11 protein-coding genes, 2 tRNA genes and 2 pseudogenes are annotated in these 15466 nt (G+C 71.0%); 9 read left to right on the top strand and 6 right to left on the bottom strand.

Annotation, left to right across the window (positions count from 1 at the left end):
• The 3 genes and pseudogenes from D7Y15_RS37420 to D7Y15_RS37410 all read left to right on the top strand — a co-directional run.
• Positions 1-270 (top strand): annotated as a pseudogene (locus tag D7Y15_RS37420) (hypothetical protein); the annotation flags it as partial.
• Positions 271-342: 72 nt separating this feature from the next.
• A complete protein-coding gene (miaA, locus tag D7Y15_RS37415; protein WP_121755556.1) occupies positions 343-1224 on the top strand; it encodes a tRNA (adenosine(37)-N6)-dimethylallyltransferase MiaA in 882 nt (293 codons plus the stop codon).
• Between the two features lie 181 nt (positions 1225-1405).
• Positions 1406-1999: an HdeD family acid-resistance protein gene (locus tag D7Y15_RS37410; protein WP_233597367.1), complete on the top strand. Its 594-nt coding sequence runs from the start codon at positions 1406-1408 to the stop codon at positions 1997-1999.
• Positions 2000-2115: 116 nt separating this feature from the next.
• Here the strand turns inward: D7Y15_RS37410 and D7Y15_RS37405 are convergent, their stop codons facing one another.
• The 4 genes from D7Y15_RS37405 to D7Y15_RS37390 form a co-directional block, all read right to left on the bottom strand.
• Positions 2116-2997, bottom strand: a complete 882-nt coding sequence (locus tag D7Y15_RS37405; RefSeq protein ID WP_121755555.1) for a hypothetical protein — start codon at positions 2995-2997, stop codon at positions 2116-2118.
• A gap of 95 nt (positions 2998-3092) precedes the next feature.
• Positions 3093-4829 carry a two-component system response regulator gene (locus D7Y15_RS37400; RefSeq protein WP_120580135.1) on the bottom strand — a complete coding sequence of 579 codons (1737 nt, stop codon included), beginning with the start codon at positions 4827-4829 and terminating at the stop codon, positions 3093-3095.
• 26 nt (positions 4830-4855) lie between these two features.
• Complete coding sequence (locus tag D7Y15_RS37395; RefSeq protein WP_120580134.1) at positions 4856-5812, bottom strand: diguanylate cyclase; 957 nt, start codon at positions 5810-5812, stop codon at positions 4856-4858.
• Positions 5813-6350: 538 nt separating this feature from the next.
• Positions 6351-7097: a M48 family metallopeptidase gene (locus D7Y15_RS37390; RefSeq protein WP_120580133.1), complete on the bottom strand. Its 747-nt coding sequence runs from the start codon at positions 7095-7097 to the stop codon at positions 6351-6353.
• 99 nt (positions 7098-7196) lie between these two features.
• On the opposite strand from D7Y15_RS37390, the gene D7Y15_RS37385 reads away from it, so the two are divergent.
• From D7Y15_RS37385 to D7Y15_RS37365, 5 genes are all read left to right on the top strand, one after another.
• Positions 7197-7282 (top strand) — tRNA-Leu (locus tag D7Y15_RS37385).
• A gap of 92 nt (positions 7283-7374) precedes the next feature.
• Positions 7375-8040: a response regulator gene (locus D7Y15_RS37380; RefSeq protein ID WP_121755554.1), complete on the top strand. Its 666-nt coding sequence runs from the start codon at positions 7375-7377 to the stop codon at positions 8038-8040.
• A 15-nt stretch (positions 8041-8055) separates the two neighbouring features.
• Positions 8056-9435 (top strand): RsmB/NOP family class I SAM-dependent RNA methyltransferase, encoded by a 1380-nt coding sequence (locus D7Y15_RS37375; RefSeq protein WP_199746030.1) that lies wholly within the window; start codon positions 8056-8058, stop codon positions 9433-9435.
• 60 nt (positions 9436-9495) lie between these two features.
• Positions 9496-9894 carry a hypothetical protein gene (locus D7Y15_RS37370; RefSeq protein ID WP_121755553.1) on the top strand — a complete coding sequence of 133 codons (399 nt, stop codon included), beginning with the start codon at positions 9496-9498 and terminating at the stop codon, positions 9892-9894.
• A 67-nt stretch (positions 9895-9961) separates the two neighbouring features.
• Positions 9962-10034: transfer RNA gene (locus D7Y15_RS37365), tRNA-Ala, on the top strand.
• 103 nt (positions 10035-10137) lie between these two features.
• On the opposite strand, the gene D7Y15_RS37360 is transcribed toward D7Y15_RS37365, so the two are convergent.
• The gene (locus D7Y15_RS37360; RefSeq protein ID WP_121755552.1) at positions 10138-13944 is read right to left on the bottom strand and encodes an ATP-binding protein; all 3807 of its coding nucleotides are present in this window, start codon (positions 13942-13944) and stop codon (positions 10138-10140) included.
• Positions 13945-14116: 172 nt separating this feature from the next.
• Positions 14117-15037, bottom strand: a complete 921-nt coding sequence (locus D7Y15_RS37355; protein WP_121755551.1) for a class I fructose-bisphosphate aldolase — start codon at positions 15035-15037, stop codon at positions 14117-14119.
• Positions 15038-15269: 232 nt separating this feature from the next.
• On the opposite strand from D7Y15_RS37355, the pseudogene D7Y15_RS46100 reads away from it, so the two are divergent.
• Positions 15270-15466, top strand: a pseudogene (locus tag D7Y15_RS46100) (transporter); the annotation flags it as partial.

Raw genomic sequence — 15466 nt, 5'->3', positions numbered from 1 at the left:
CCCTGGAATGTGCCGACCCGGACCGCCGAGGCGGCGCTCGTCGCGGTGGGCACGCTGGGCTGGGACTCGGCTTCGCGGTGGGACGCGCAGGGGGCGGGGGAGGTGGCCCGCGTGCTGCTGCTGAATGCGCTGTTGCCGGAGCCCACGTCCGCGGGCCGGGGGGCGCTGGTGGGCGCGGCTGGACGCGTGCTGTCGTCCGTGGAGACCGCCCGGCTCGTGTTCTCGCGGGATGCCAGCGCGGCGGAAGTGGTGCGGGCGCGGCTGGCATAGCGGGGGCTCGCGCTCGCCTCGCGTCTGCGTTACAGCGGGCGTGGGAGGCGGACGCTGGTGGCTGAGACGCGGGTGCCGTTGACGGTGATCGCTGGACCCACGGCGTCGGGGAAGACGGCGTTGGCCATCGCCTGGGCTCGCGACGCGGGCGGGGAGATCGTCAGCGCGGACTCGCAGCAGGTGTACCGCGCCTTCGACATCGGCACCGCGAAGCCGTCCGCCGAGGAGCTGGCCGCCGTGCCGCACCACCTGGTCTCCTGCGTGGATCCGCTCGAGCCCTTCTCCGCCGCCGAGTACCAACGCCGCGCGGACGCGGCCATCGCGGACATCGCCTCGCGGGGCCGGCCGGTGTTCATCGTCGGCGGCACCGGCCTGTACCTGCGCATCCTGCTGCACGGCGTGGTGGACGCGCCCGGCGCCCTGCCTTCGCTGCGCGCGGAGCTGGAGACGCTCGCGGCGGAGCAGGGGAGGGAGGCCGTGCACCGCCGGCTGGCCGAGGTGGATCCGGAGACCGCGGCGAAGCTGCCCCCCCAGGACCTGGTGCGCGTCGTCCGCGCCCTGGAGATCCACGCGCAGACAGGCGTGCCCGCGTCCGAGTTCCGCCGCGCCCATGCCTTCGCGCCGGACCGCTATCCCTTCCAGCTCTACGTGCTCGACCCGCCGCGCGAGTCCCTCTACGCCGCCATCAACGCGCGCACGGAGGCGCTCTTCTCCCGGGGGCTCGTGGAGGAGACACGGGCCTTGTTGGAGCAGGGCTACGCCGACGCGGCACCCATGCGCAGCGTCGGCTACGTGCAGGCCCGCGCCGTGGTGGAGGGGCGGATGACCCGCGAAGAGGCCATCGCCGACACCGCGCAGGAGACCCGGCGCTACGCCAAGCGGCAACTCACCTGGTTCCGCAAGGAGCCCGGCGCGATGTTCCTGTCGCCACCGTACGCTCGTCCTGCCCTCTAGGCGCGGCAGGCCGCCCTGGCCCCTGCTCGCCGTTCCGCCTCATTTCGTCCCGCGGCGCAGATTGTTCGCGCCCGGTCGCGCGCCCATCTTCCACGAGGAAGCGCTACCCCCACCACGTCCACTCCCGGACCGACAGGCGGCCGAGGGCCCGAGGCGGGCAGCCATCACCGTGGAGATCGCCATGCGAACGAACGTTGAACGCGCGCCGGAGACCCGGCCGGACCGTCCCCCCCGGGGAGCCTCCGCCATGTGGGGCGGCCCCTTCCTCCTGGGCCTGCTGACGGCGATCGCGGGGGTCGTGCTGCTGGGCGCCACGTTCTTCACCAGCATGGTCACCGTCTTCTTCGTGGGAATGATGCTGGTGATTGGCGGCGTCCTGGAGATCGCAGCGGCGGTCCGCTCACGCAGCGAAAGCCGGAGCGCCTTCTGGTCTTTCATGCTCGGCGGCGTCCTCACCACCGTGGTCGGCATCCTCACCGTCATGTACCCGGCCGCGGGGCTGGCGTCCCTCACGCTGCTGATCGCCGGCTACTTCTTCGCCAGCGGCCTCTTCCACGTCATCACCTCCGTCATGGACCGCTACTTCCAATGGGGATGGGACCTGGCCTACGGCCTCATCTCCCTGGTCCTGGGCCTCAGCGTGATGGCCAGATGGCCCGCGTCCTCCGTGTGGCTCGTGGGCACGATGGTGGGGCTCGCCGTCTTCTTCCGAGGCATCTCGATGATGTCCGGCTCGCTCATCCTGCGGCGGGGACTGCATCGCGTGGAGGCTTGAGCACCAGGGTGACACCCTCTGGCGCTCATTCACTTTGGGTGAAGTAAGGATATCGGCGGGTGAAGTCTCGGCCAGGGGGACCGGCGCCGGTGCTCGGCGCCGGACCGGGTCGCGGCCTACTTCGTCTTCTTGTGCGCGTCGTCGAACTGGTCAGAGAACTGATCTCGCGACACGTGCTTCAGGTCGCCCTTGGCGTCCGGGCGCTCCAGCGAGAAGTCGTGGATGGTGCCGCGCACCAGGTACTCCTGATCCCGCGCGGAGTTCATGCTCGCGCGCTCGCGGTAGGTGAAGCTGGGCTTCGTCGGATCCACGCCGACGTCCGCGAGGATCGGCCGCTCGTGGGGCTCCGGCTGCCACACTGGCGTGCCGGGCTGGCTGCGGTTCACGGCCGTCTCGTCCAGGCCCGGATGCGTGGACGTGCGGATGTCCCGCTGGATGTCGAACTGATCGAAGACGTCCCCGCCCTTCGCGTCGCGCGCCGGGTTGTGGACGATGCGGCTCTGGCCGTAGTCCGGGTTGTCCACGAGCTTCTTCTCCGTGGCCTGGCCATCCACGCCCACGGGCACGCCGCTGAAGGACGTGAAGGGCGAGTGGGCCTTCGTCTCCTTCGCGCCGTCCACGTGCGCGGTCAGCGTCACCGTGCGGTCCTTCGCGTCCACCGGCTGCAGCTTGCCGTCGCGGTCGATGGCCGACTTCGGCGTGTCGTACTTCGGCTGGACCTCGTTGAAGGGGAAGTTGTCCCGGCGGGTCAGCTCCACTTCCGGCCGGATGCGCGGCGCGAACTGGTTGTTGCCGCCGTCACGCCGATCCTCGACGTCCATGATGTCGCTCATGATGTCGTGCTGCTGGAACTTGATCCGGTTCTGCTCGGCGCGGAGCTTGAGCGCCTGATCCTCCTGCGAGGGAACCTTCGTGGAGAACGAACGGGTGAACTCCGGCGCGTGCTTGAGCAACCGGGACGACGTCTGACCGGCGCGAAAGAGCTTCGAGGCGAGCATGAGGGATTCCCTTTTGATGGAGCATGAAGTGCGAAGCTTCATGCGTTTGTAGGGATTATCCCGTCAGCGTGATTGTGGTTGCGTGAAGGCAGGTGTCAGGACGCAAAACGGTCTTCGCCGAAGGTTTCCGCGACCGAGGGGCGGATGACGTCGCGCAGCGAGCCGAGCGGGTCCGGCACGCGGCCGGTGAGCTGGCACAGGAGGCGGTCCGGGTTCACCGGCTTGGGCAGGAAGGCCTCCGCCCCCGCGTCGAGCGCGCGCTGACGCACGTGCGGACGGTTGAGGCCGCTCATCACCAGCACTCGCGTGTCGCGGGTGAGCGGGTGCTGCTTGAGGCCTTCACACAGACGCAGGCCGTCCACCCAGTGCAGCACCACGTCCAACAGGATGGCGGTGGGCGGACGGCGCGCCACCGCGCAGAACAACGCCAGCTCGTCCGCGAAGGACACCACGCGCGCGCCGGTGCTCTCCAACAGCAGCGTGAGCGCCTCGCGCGTGTCCGCGTCGTCGTCCACCACGTAGTAGAGGTCCGGCTCCACCTCCGGCACCAGCGTGGGCACGGGCTCGATGGGCGTGCGCAGCCACGAGCCCACCACTTCCCGCACGCCCGACCAGCGCGCCGCGGACAAGAGACCCAGCGGAGTAGGGGAGCTCAACCCCAGCACGCCACCGCCGTACACGCCGCCCGCCGTGTGCTTCGCGCGCGCCGCGACAAACGCCGCCGGAGCCCGCTTGCCCGCGCGGCGCAGCCACGTGAGGGAGCGCGCTCCCGCCGCCGCGTCCTCCATCAGCTCGCCCAGTCCGTCGCGCACGTAACGGCGCTCCAGCGACGGTGCGTCCAGCCCGCCATCCAGCAGCGCCACCGCGGCGCGGCTGCACGACGCCAGCGTCTCCGACAGGCCCACCTGCAGCGGGTGTCCGAAGGCCGCGGGGCCCACCACCAGCTGCCCGGGCGCCACCAGCGTGCGGCCGGGGCCGAAGGGCAGGCGCGTCGTCTCCAGGGTGGTCAGCTCGAAGCCCTCATCGAGCAGGCCATCGCGCGCGGCCATCATCAACACCTGGCACAGGTCCGCGGGCGTCACCGCCGCGCCAAAGGCCAGCGCGTACACGGACGACGCGCCCGGGATGAGGAACAGCGCATCCACGGAAGGCAGCGGCGCGACCCACAGCCGCGCCACCGGCGCCAGGTCCCGGCCCGGCATCCCACCCTGGATGCGTGCCTGCACCGCCGGCATGGACGGCGCCGGCTTGAAGCCCTTGAAGAAGGCGTCACCCAAGAGCGGCCCCGCGCCCGCGGCCAGCGCCACCGCGTGGAAGCGCTCGCCGCTGCCCTGCGCGCGGACGACCAGGGGGCCCGCGTTGCGCACCGCCGTGGGCGCGTCCGGGGCGGGCGCCTGGCGCTCAACTCGCTCCACGTGGCGGTTCACGAACCGGGCGCCCTGCGCGCTGGCCGCCGTGGACAGCACGTGGCGCACCATGTCCAGGCCGCCTTCGCCCCGGGGCCAGCCATCCACGACCCAGAGGCCGCCGGCCGCGCAGGGCAACAGCTCGCGCTCGCCCTGGGAGATGATCTCCACGCCGCGCAGTTCGTGCGCGCGCCACTCCGGAGGAATCCGGCAACCCAGCGCGGCGAGCCGCGAGCGGCACTCCGGCGTGAGCAGGGCAGGGGGCGCGGTGCGCTCCTCGGTGCCTCCCGCGTAGACGCGCACGTCCAGGGCCACGCCCCGCGCACGGCCGTTGAAGAGAAGAGAGGCCGCCAGCCCCGCCCCGGCGATGCCGCCGCCGACGATCGCCACCCTCGAACCACTCGCCAGCTTGCTGGTTCCGCTCATCGCGCGCCCTCGTTCCCTTCCCGCCGTCAGTGCCGCTGCGCCGCCGGTGAGTGGACCGACTGGCCGTACACCACCACCCGGTCGCGCCCCTCCCGCTTGGCCTCGTAGAGCGCGGCGTCCGCCGCCTTCAGCAAGGCCTCCGTGCTCTCACGCGGGGAGTCGGCCGTGTGGTCCGCCACGCCCACGCTGATGCTCAACCCGAAGGGCGCCGGGCGCCCGTCACCGCGCTGCACGTTCACGCCGCGCAGCTCCGTACGCAGGCGCTCCGCGAACACCGCGGCCTCATGCGACGTCTGGTGCGGCAGCAGCACCACGAACTCGTCTCCGCCGAAGCGCGCCGCGAAGTCGGACTCGCGCAGGTTGCCCTGCATCAGCGTGGCCAGGGCCAGGATGGCGCGGTTGCCCACGTCGTGGCCCATGCCGTCGTTGATGGCCTTCAGGTGATCCAGGTCGATGACCACCACGCTCATCGCGTAGCCGTAGCGCAGGGCGCGCTTGAACTCGTCCTCCAGCCGCACCGACAGCGCCCGGAAGTTCGCCAGGCCCGTGAGCGCGTCCGTCTGCGCCAGCACCTGAAGCTTGCGCTGCTGCTCGCTCTGGCGAACCGCGCGGTCGATGCGGGCGAGCAGTTCGCGCGAGCTCGCCGGCTTGTGGATGAAGTCCACGGCGCCCATCTCCAGGCATCGCTCCAGGGTCGCTTCGTCCGCGTCCCCCGTGAGGAAGATGACCGGCACCATCTCCGTGCGCACGTCGCCCTGGAGCGTCTCCAGGACCGCCAGCCCATCCCCGGAGGGCAGGAAGCGATCCAGCAGCACCAGGTCCGGGCGGTGCTCGCGCGCCAGCTCCACGCCCGCGTCCGCGTCCGAAGCGGCCAGCACGTCGAAGCGTGGAGCGAGCAGGTCCATCAGGCCTTCGCGTACGCCGGTGTCGTCCTCGATGATGAGCAGGAGCGCGCGCTCACTGCTGCGGCCGTGCCGTTCCATGAACTGGTTCGCTCCGCTCGCCTGACCCGAAATGGCAGGCCGAAAGTCTCGGGCGCCACGCCCTTCCAGGTGCTCCCCACGCCCTTGCGCCCCACGCGCACCCGCCGCCGCCTCGTCCTGCAAGCACCCACCCACCCATCCAAACTTCACCCGAGACCTCCGGCTGCCAAGCCCGTCCGCCTCCGCGGGGGCTTTGGGAACCATCCGTTCCGATCACCCGCGTGCCCCTGCCCGAGAGCAAGCCTTGTGCCCCGCGCTTCACCCGCGGGACGGCCTCTTTTCAGGGGGTTGCATGGGGGCCGGCGAGGCAGCCAACAAGACAGCCGGAAGACGTTGCAGCGTGGAGCCCGCGCGCACGGTAGGAATTGCCGGACGCGGGTCGCTCCGGCGCCGTGCGCGGAGGTGGGGTGGAGCGGCTGATCCGTTGGGAACTCCCCGGAAGCGCGCTCAACGAGGCGCCTCGACGGGGTTGCTGCAAGCAGCGAAAGGGGGCCCTGGCGCCATTGCATTGGCGCCGGGCCGTCACTCCGCCGGGACTTCAGCGCCGGTTCGTGAACTGCACGCGGCGACCACCACCCGCGGGAGGCATCATCGGCGGCGCCTCCAGGCCGAACTGCCACCAGAGCGGCTCGTAGGGCTTCATCTTCAGGCGCTTGTCGTTCTGCAACTGAGCGAGGCTGCCCTTGAGCTTCTCGTCGGAGGGGTTCTGCTCCACGCCGCGCGCGAGCACGCGCTGGGCGCTGTCCTTGTCCTTCAGCTGGAGGAGGCACCACGCGTACGCGGCCCAGACGATGGATTCCTTCTTGCCGCTCTTCACCGCGGCCTCGAAGGAGGTCTTCATGGCGGGCACGTCATTGCGGCGGAAGTGCAGGGCGCCCTCCATGGCCTTGGCCATGTAGTTGCGGCCGCTGGCCTTCTCCAGGTGGGGCTTCGCGCCGTCCAGGTCCTTCACCATGTACTTCAGCATCCCGATCTGAGCGTGGAGCTCCGGCCCGATCAGGAACTGCCACTTGTCCCAGACGAGGCCCTGCTCCAGCGTCTTGACGGCGCGGTCCACGCGCCCCTGGGCCTCCTTCTGGTTGGCGGGCTGACCCTGGAGATCATTCTGCACCGTCGTCATCAGCGCCTGGACCCGGGTGGAGACCCGGCGGGCGAGCACGATGTAGGCAGCGAAGAAGACGATGACGCCGGGCACGATGCCGGCCCACCACGAGAAGCCGCCGGCGAACTTCACCAGCACGCCGACCGCCAGCCCGATGGCCAGGGAGATGAGGAGGTTGTACATGCGCTGCCCCTTTAGCGGTGTGCGTGGACAGCCGCAATCTTCGGATGCACACGAACCGAAGGCGCGATATACGTTCGGCCGCCTCGCTCACACCCAAGGGGCCCTCTGTCGAAATTGGTAGACGAGGCGGACTCAAAATCCGCTGCGGCTGACCCCGCGTCCCGGTTCGAGTCCGGGGAGGGCCATCTTCAAACGCAGACCCGGCGCCCGAGATGCCGTCGCTTACGGGCCGCCCGAACGTGAAAGCGCTCCCCTGTTCCCCGCGCTGGAAGATGCGATGAAGGTCCTGCTGGTCGAGGATGATCCGAGCCTCCGCGAAGGAATGGGAGAGCTGGTCTCCGAGCTGGCGGACGTGCAGGCGGTGGGCACCCTCGACGAAGCGCTGCGCGCCCTGGCGGCGGGCCGCTTCGAGCTGGTGATGACCGACATGCGCATCGCTGGGGGGCACACGGACGGCCGGGGCGTCCTGGAGGCCGCGCGCCGGCAGCGCCACCCGGTGGCCATCGTCAGCGCCGCCAGTTCGGACGAGGTCGCCCAGGTCCTGCACCCCTCGGTGCCGGACGCGCTGCTGATCAAGCCCTTCCAGGTCGACGACATCATGGAGCTGGTGGAGCGCTTCCTGACGCTCAAGCGCCAGGTGGTCGCCGCCTCCCAGGCGCCCGTGGACGGGGACTCACCGGAGTGGATTGAATTATCACCCGGAGTGAAGTGTGCCGGTTCGGCGCCGGACAGCGACCGGATGTGGATGCGGTTGGCCGCCGAAGCCGCCTTTCCCTGGAGCCGTTCCCGGTCCGCCCATGGGGTCCTCCTGTTGGAGGGCGACCTGGAGCTGGACGGCGAGCGTTATTCGGCACCGTGCTACCTGTTCCTCTCCCAGGGCGCGTCGCCCCAGGTGAAGACGTGGGCCGGTGCGCTGGCCGTGTGCGTTCCGCTGCGCGGCTAGGCAAAGAGGTCACCCGTGGACATTCCCCTCTGGCCCACGCCGCATGAGCCGTCACGTCTGGGGCGTCCGTCCCGGCGCGCGGCCACCGCGGCGGTGGAGACGCACATCGCTGTCCTCAAGGGCGAGCCGCTGAAGGCCGCGCTCGCCACCGCGCTGAGGGAGGCGGAAGGGCTGGGCGGACAGGAGCGGCGCTTCGTGGCCCTGGCGGCGCGCGAGCTGTCCCGGCACACGCGGCTGTTGGACCTGGCGGCGCGGCAGCTGGGGCATTCCCCGGGCAAGCACGCGCTCACGGAAGATACAGCGCTGGTGCGCTACACGCTCTGGCGGCGCCTCTTCTGTGGCGAGGGCTGGGCGCGCATCGGGCCGGAGGTGAAGCTGCCGGGGCCAGTGCGGCCGCGCACGCTGCATGACGCGGTGCTGGAGGGGCTGGCGACGAAGCCCCTGGCGGAGCCCGCCGCGGCGGAGGGCTCGGAGGCCATCGTCGAGCGGCTGGCCACCCGGTACTCGTTCCCTGGTTGGCTCACGCAGCGACTGGCGCAGGTGTACCCGGAGGCGACGCTCGCGGGGCTGATGGCGTCCCTGGATGAGGAGCCGTCGCTGCACTTCCGCGCGCGGCCTCCGGGCACTCGCGACGCGGTTCTGGCGGCGCTGGCGGAGGAGGGCGTGGCGGTGGAGGCGGTTCCCTGCGCTCCGGACGCGCTGCGGGTCGCGGACTCCAGCCACCGCATCTTCGAGTCACGGACCATGAAGGCCCGGCGGCTCCAGGTGCAGGACGTGGGCAGTCAGCTCATCGTCCTCGCGTGCCTGCCTCCCGGGGCGACCTTGGAGGGGCTCGCCGTGGCGGACGTGTGCGCGGGGGCTGGCGGCAAGACGCTGGGGCTCGCGGACCTGGTGGGCGCGAAGGGGAAGGTGCTCGCGGGAGACCGCTCCAAGCGGCGGCTCTCGGACGCGCGCGACCGCGTGCGCGAGTTCGGCCTGAAGCAGGTGGCGTTCCCGCACCCGGTGCCGCTGGAGGCGGTGGACGTGGTGCTGGTGGACGCGCCGTGCAGCGGCACGGGGTCCCTGGCGCGCGAGCCGGATCAGAAGTGGAAGTTGTCCGCGAAGGCCATCACGGAGTTCCAGGCCACGCAGTCCAAGCTGCTCGCGGAGGTGGCCGCGCAGGTGAAGCCCGGGGCGCGCATCGTCTACGCCACGTGCTCCGTGCTGCCGGAGGAGAACGACGCGGTGGTGGAGGGCTTCCTCCAGAAGCACCCGGGCTTCGCCCTGGAGCCGGTGGGGGAGGGCTGGGCGCCGGAGCTCCAGGTGGGCGTGGACGGTCCCTACCTGCGCGCCCTGCCTCCTCGGATCCCCGGCGGGGGCTTCTTCGCCGCCCGGCTGGTCCGCAAGGCGGGTTGACAGTCGCCGAGCCGCCACGTTACGCACGAACGACCTTCTCCTCTCCCGAGGGTGACAGCCGTGGCGGCAGATCCGAAGCAGACTGAAGTGATGCGGCAGATCAACGAAGCCTTCCAGGCGGCCGAGGCCAAGCTGGCCAAGCTGCGGGAAGCCGTCGAGCGCAACACGGAGCTGGCGCGGGCCAACGGCAAGGCGGCCTTCCTCAAGGACAAGAAGGAGGCGACCCATCGCGAGCTGGGCGAAGCCGTCTGGCAGTCCATCCAGGCAGGCCGGCTGGAGCTGCCCGGGAGCTTTGCCCGGCTGCTGCAGAACATCGCGGCGGCGGAGAAGGCGGCGGCGGACCACGCCGCGTCCCTCACCGACCTCCTTCGGGAAGGAGAAGAGGTGGCGGATCGTTTGAAGGTAAAAACCGTCGCGAAGCCGCAAAAAGTTGTGGCGTCCGGAACGAAGAAGCCGTAGAAGTCGCGCCGCCTCACGGCACGGACCGCCCCCCACGGCGGAACGGGCAGCACGCAGTAGAAGAGACGGGGCTATAGCTCAGCTGGGAGAGCGCTTGAATGGCATTCAAGAGGTCACCGGTTCGATCCCGGTTAGCTCCACACTGAATTGAGAGAGGCCCGCGAGAGAAATCTCGCGGGCCTTTCGCTTTTGGGGCCTCCGCTGGGGGCCGCATCCCGCAGGGGCCACACCCCGGCGCCTTCGCTACGGGTTCGCCGGGACGTCGCGGGGCAGCCGCACGGTGAAGGTGGTCCCCGCCTCGGCGGTGGACTCCACGGTGATGATGCCCCCGTGGGCCTCCACCAGCTTCTTCACGATGTAGAGCCCCAGGCCGATGCTCCGGCTGCTGTGGTCCACCTCGCCGCTGGGGCGCTGCAGCGGCTGGAAGAGGCGGCCCATTTGCTCCGGGGAGATGGGGGCCCCCGCGTTGTGGATGGACAGCGTCACGGTGTCGGCCGTGCCGTGGGTCTCCACCCGGATGGCGGTGTCCCGGGGGCTGTACTTCAGCGCGTTGGTCACCAGGTTCTGGGCCAGCTGCCCCAGCCGGTCCGGATCCCACGCGCCCAGGCCGCTGCCGCTCCGGCGCCGGCGGATCTCCCGGTCCGGGTGCGTGGCTTCAATCTCCTCCAGCACGCCGTCCACGATTTCGTGCAGGTCCGACGCGCGCCGCTGGATGTGCAGCCCGCCGCCCAGGCGCGCCTGGGTGAAGTCGAGCAGGTCGCGGATCATCCGGTGGGCCCGCTCCGCGGCGGACTGGATCCGGCTGACGGCCTTGGTGCTGCGCTCGTCCAGTTCCTCGCGGCGCATCAGGCTGGCGGCGCCCAGGAGGATGGCGCTCACGGGGTTGCGCAGGTCGTGGCTGACGATGCCGATGAGCTGCTGCTCGAAGTCCGCGCGCTGCTGCTGCTGGGCCTGGGCCTGGCGCAGCTCGTGGACGTCCATGGAGGTGCCCACCCACTTGGTGATCCGGCCCTCCGCGTCCCTCACGGACAGGGCGCGCACCAGGTGCCAGCGGTACAGGCCGTCCCGGTAGCGCACCCGGTGCTCGGACTGGAAGCGGTCGCCGCGCAGCAGGGCCTCCCCCCAGGCCTGGGCGCTGGAGGCAAGGTCGTCGGGATGGATGACGTGCCGGTAACCCCGGTCCAACAGCGTCTCCGCGCTCACGCCGGTCTCCTCCGTCAGCACGCCGTTCACGTAGATGACCGAGCCATCCGGGGCGGTGACGAAGACGGCCTCCGGCAGCGCCTCCGCGAGCGTGCGGAACTCCTCCTCGCTGCGGCGCAGGGCGTCCTCCGCGGCCTTGCGCAGGGTGACGTCCTGCATGGCGCCCACCATGCGGATGGCGGTCCCGGCCTCGTCGCGCACCACCCAGCCACGGTCCTCCACCTGGGCATAGGTGCCATCCGCCTTGCGGAAGCGGTACTCGGCGCGCCAGTCGCTGCCTTCGGGCGCGTCCGCGAGGGCGTGCAGGCTTTCGACGGCCTGCGCGCGGTCCTCTGGATGGACGGCGTCCGTCCACCAGTCCAGCTCGGGGGGCACCGCGTCGAGCGGGTAGCCGAAGAGCGTGTGGACGCCCTCGCTCCAGGTGAGCTGCTGGGTACTCAGGTCCAGGTCCCAGACGGCGTCCTTCGTGGCCCGGGTGGCCAGCCGGTAGCGCGTCTCCGACAGCTTGAGCGCCTGGAGCAGCTCCTCGCGTTGGGCGCGGGCCCGCGCGGCGTTCACCGTTCCCTCCAGGCGGGCCACCAGCTCGCGCACGCCGAAGGGCTTCACCAGGTAGTCGTCCGCGCCGGCGGTGAGGCCCTCCACCTTCGCCTCTTCGCCCGCGCGCGCGGACAGGAGGATGACGGGGACGTGCGCCGTGCGCGGATCCGACTTCAGCGCGCGCATGAGCCCGAAGCCGTCCAGCTCCGGCATCATCACGTCCGACAGCACCACGTCTGGTGGATGCGCCCGCACCGCGGCCAGGGCGGAGGCGCCGTCCGCCACCGACTCCACCGTGAAGCGGCCCTCCAGCGACCGCCGCACGTAGTCGCGCATGTCCGCGTTGTCGTCCGCCACGAGCACGTGCCCCCGCACGACTCCCGGGGGCGCCTCCGGGACGGGCACGGGAGCGGGCGCTTCCTCCGCGTCCGACAGCCACTGCGCCGCCTCCTGAACGAAGACCTCCGGATTCGGGGCCCGGACGGCTTCCCGCGAGGAATGCCTCAGCTGCTCGGGCGGCAGGTGCGCCGTGCCGGTGGGCAGGGACACGGTGAAGGTGCTGCCCCGGCCCAGCGTGCTCTCCACGGCGACGCGGCCGCCGTGCAGCTCCACCAGCTCCCGCACGAGCGCCAGCCCGATGCCGCTGCCTTCATGGCTTCGGCCCCGCGCGCCCTCCACCCGGTGGAAGCGGTCGAAGACGCGGGGCAGCTCGTGCGCGGGGATGCCCGTGCCCGTGTCGCTGATGGACAGCTCCACCCGGCCTTCCTGCTCGCGGAGCCGGACGGTGAGGGCGCCGTGGAAGGTGAACTTGAAGGCGTTGGAGAGGAGGTTGAGGACGACCTTCTCCCAGAGATCGCGGTCCACCCAGACGGGGGTGGACAGGGGAGGGCAGTCCACCTGGAGCCCCAGCTCCGCCTTCTTCGCCAGCGAGTCGAACGCGCTCGCGAGCCCCGCGGTGAGCGGCCCCAGGTCCGTGGGCTCGAAGGTGGCCCGCATGCGGCCCGCCTCCAGGCGGCTGAAGTCGAGCAGGCTGTTCACCAGCTTGAGCAACCGCTGGCTGTTGCGCTGGACGAGCGCCAGCCGCTCGCGGTGCGCGGGCTGTAGCGGGCGCTCCCCGTCCGCGAGCACGTCCCCCAGCGGCCCCAACATCAACGTCAGCGGCGTGCGGAACTCGTGGCTGACGTTGGAGAAGAAGGCCGTCTTCGCCCGGTCCAGCTCCTCCAGGGCCTCCGCCTGCCGCCGGGCGTCCTCATGCGCGCGGGCCCCGGCGATGGCGGCGCCCAGGCTCCCGGCGACGAGCTCCAGGAACGACTGGTACGACGCATCCGCGGGCACCCGCGGGGACATGCCCAGCACGAGCACGCCCGTGGGATTCGACTCGCCGGGGCGGGCCATGGGCAGGACGAGCGCGGAGCCCGGCTGTGGCACGCCGTCCCGCAGGGGGAGGGGACCGAAGCGGGCCGCGAGTCCCTGGACCCGCTCAGCCTGCCCGGAGCGGATCACCTGGGCCAGCGGCCAGGAGGAGGCCGCGCCCGGCTCCAGGCCCACCTCCTTGGGGCAGAAGGCGCCGTCCGCCTCCAGGCCCATGCGCCCCTCCAGCCGCGCCCGGGCGCCGTCCGCGTCCACGCGGTAGAGCAGCGCGAACGGCAGGTCCGCGGGGTTGGTGGCGAGCGCCTCCAGGCCACGCGTGGAGGCGTCGTGGACCTTGAGGCTTCCGCCCGCGCGTGAAGCCACCTCCTGCAGTGTCCGGAGGCGGCGCGCGTCCAGCACCTGGCTGGTGGTCTCCACCACCGTGTCGAGCACGCCGTTGATGGCCCCGGATTCGTCGCGGACGGGGCTGTAGGCGAAGGTGAAGTAGGTCTCCTCCAGGAAGCCGTTGCGCTCCATGAAGAGGCACTGGTTCTCCGCCATGATGGCGCGGCCCTCGCGGCGGACCTGCTCGACCCACGGACCAATCTCGTCCCAGATCTCCGTCCAGACCTCGCGCCCGGGCCGCCCCATGGCGAAGGGGTGCTTGTTGCCCAGGATGGGCAGGTAGGCGTCGTTGTAGAGCTTCACCGCGTCCGGCCCCCAGAACACCATCATGGGGAAGCCCGAGTTCAGGCAGACGCTGGCGATGGTGCGCAGGGACTGCGGCCAGGAGGACACCGGACCCAGCGGGGTCTTGGACCAGTCCATGGAGCGCATCAGGGCGCCCATCTCGCCACCTCCGGCGAGCACCTCCCGGGCCGCCGCGCGGTCGGCGTCGTCCGGCCGGGGCGCGGGTGCGTTCGCACCGTGCCCACCGGACGTCCTGGAACCGTGGCTCATCCCCGTTGCGTAATCGAAGCCCCTCTGTGGGGCCAGGGGAGGAACGTGGAGGCCGGCCGCTCCAGCGCCTGCCAGCCCGCCAGCGTTCACGGCGAAACGGTCCCGTAAGCCTGGCGCCCATCCCGCGAAGTGCCAGGCCGGGAAGGGCGCCACGCATGACCGTGCGCGGGGACTACTTGCCCGCGAAGACGTTCATCACGTCCTTGAGCAGCTTGAGCGACTCGCCATGGGGACGCTGGAAGGCGTTGCGGCCCATGATGGAGCCGAAGCCGCCACCCTGGTGGATCTGCTTGATGTCCTCCATGAGGGCGGACGTCTCCTTCGCCTCGCCGCCGGAGAAGATGACGATGCGCTTGCCGTTGAACGCGGAGCGCACCACCTCGCGCACGCGGTCCGAGAGCGTCTTGGTGGAGATGTTCGCCTTCTCGAAGGCCTTCTTCGCCTCCGCCTGCTCCAGGAAGTCCGTGGGCGGCTTCACCTTGATGATGTGCGCGCCCAGCTGCGCGCTGATCTGCGCCGCGTACGCCACCACGTCGATGGCCGTCTCGCCCTCCTTGCTCAGGGCGCCGCGCGGATAGGCCCAGAGCACCGTGGGCAGGCCGTAGGACTTGGCCTCCGCGATGATGTCGCGCAGGTCTTCGTACTGCTCGTTGCGGGCCGCGGAACCCGGGTAGATGGTGTAGCCCACCGCCGCGCAGCCCAGGCGCACCGCGTCCTTCACGGACGACGTCACCGCGGACATGGGCGCGGCCGTCTTGGCCAGCGAGTCGGAGTTGTTCACCTTCAGGATGAGGGGAATCTCACCGGCCAGCTTGCCCGCGACGGCCTCCAGGAAGCCCAGCGGCGCCGCGTACGCGTTGCAGCCGGAGTCGATGGCCAGCTGCGCGTGGTAGTCCGGATCATACCCGGCGGGGTTGGGACCGAAGGAGCGCGCGGGGCCGTGCTCGAAGCCCTGATCCACCGGCAGGATGACCAGCTTGCCCGTGCCCGCGAGCGTGCCGTGGTTCAGCAGGCGCGCCAGGTTCGTCAACGTGCCGGGATTGTCGGAGGGATACCAGGAGAGGATCTGCTTGACGCGGTCGGTGTAGGCCATGGGTTTTCCTTGAAGGAAGGCGTCGAAACTGGCGCGGGATTCTGCGGTCCTTGTCCGCGCCCACCAAGCACTGTCTGAACGGAATGTCCGCGACTGTCACGCCCTCTACGCGCCTTCCCGCGCGAGCCGACTGGAGGGAAGCCGACATCCGGACCCCCGGGAAGGTGCACAGAAATGCTGCGCCGTCGCGGGCTTCCGGATATGCCCGGCGGCACACGAGGCGGACCACAGCATGGGCAGAGAAGTCGGCAGGGTCGTCGCAGTGGCAATGATGCTCACCGGTGGCGTGGCGGGCGCGCAGATCTCGCCCACGACAGCCCCCTCGAATGCTCCTGGAACGGGGGCGCCGGGGACCGCGGCTCCCTCGCCCGGCAACCTGTCCCCGGGCACCGTGCCCACCCCTTCGCCTTGGGGCGGCCCGGGCGCGAG

The sequence above is a fragment of the Corallococcus sp. AB030 genome (assembly GCF_003668965.1).
Taxonomy (GTDB): Bacteria; Myxococcota; Myxococcia; order Myxococcales; family Myxococcaceae; genus Corallococcus; species Corallococcus exiguus.
This window is presented reverse-complemented; position numbering and strand designations above follow the sequence as displayed.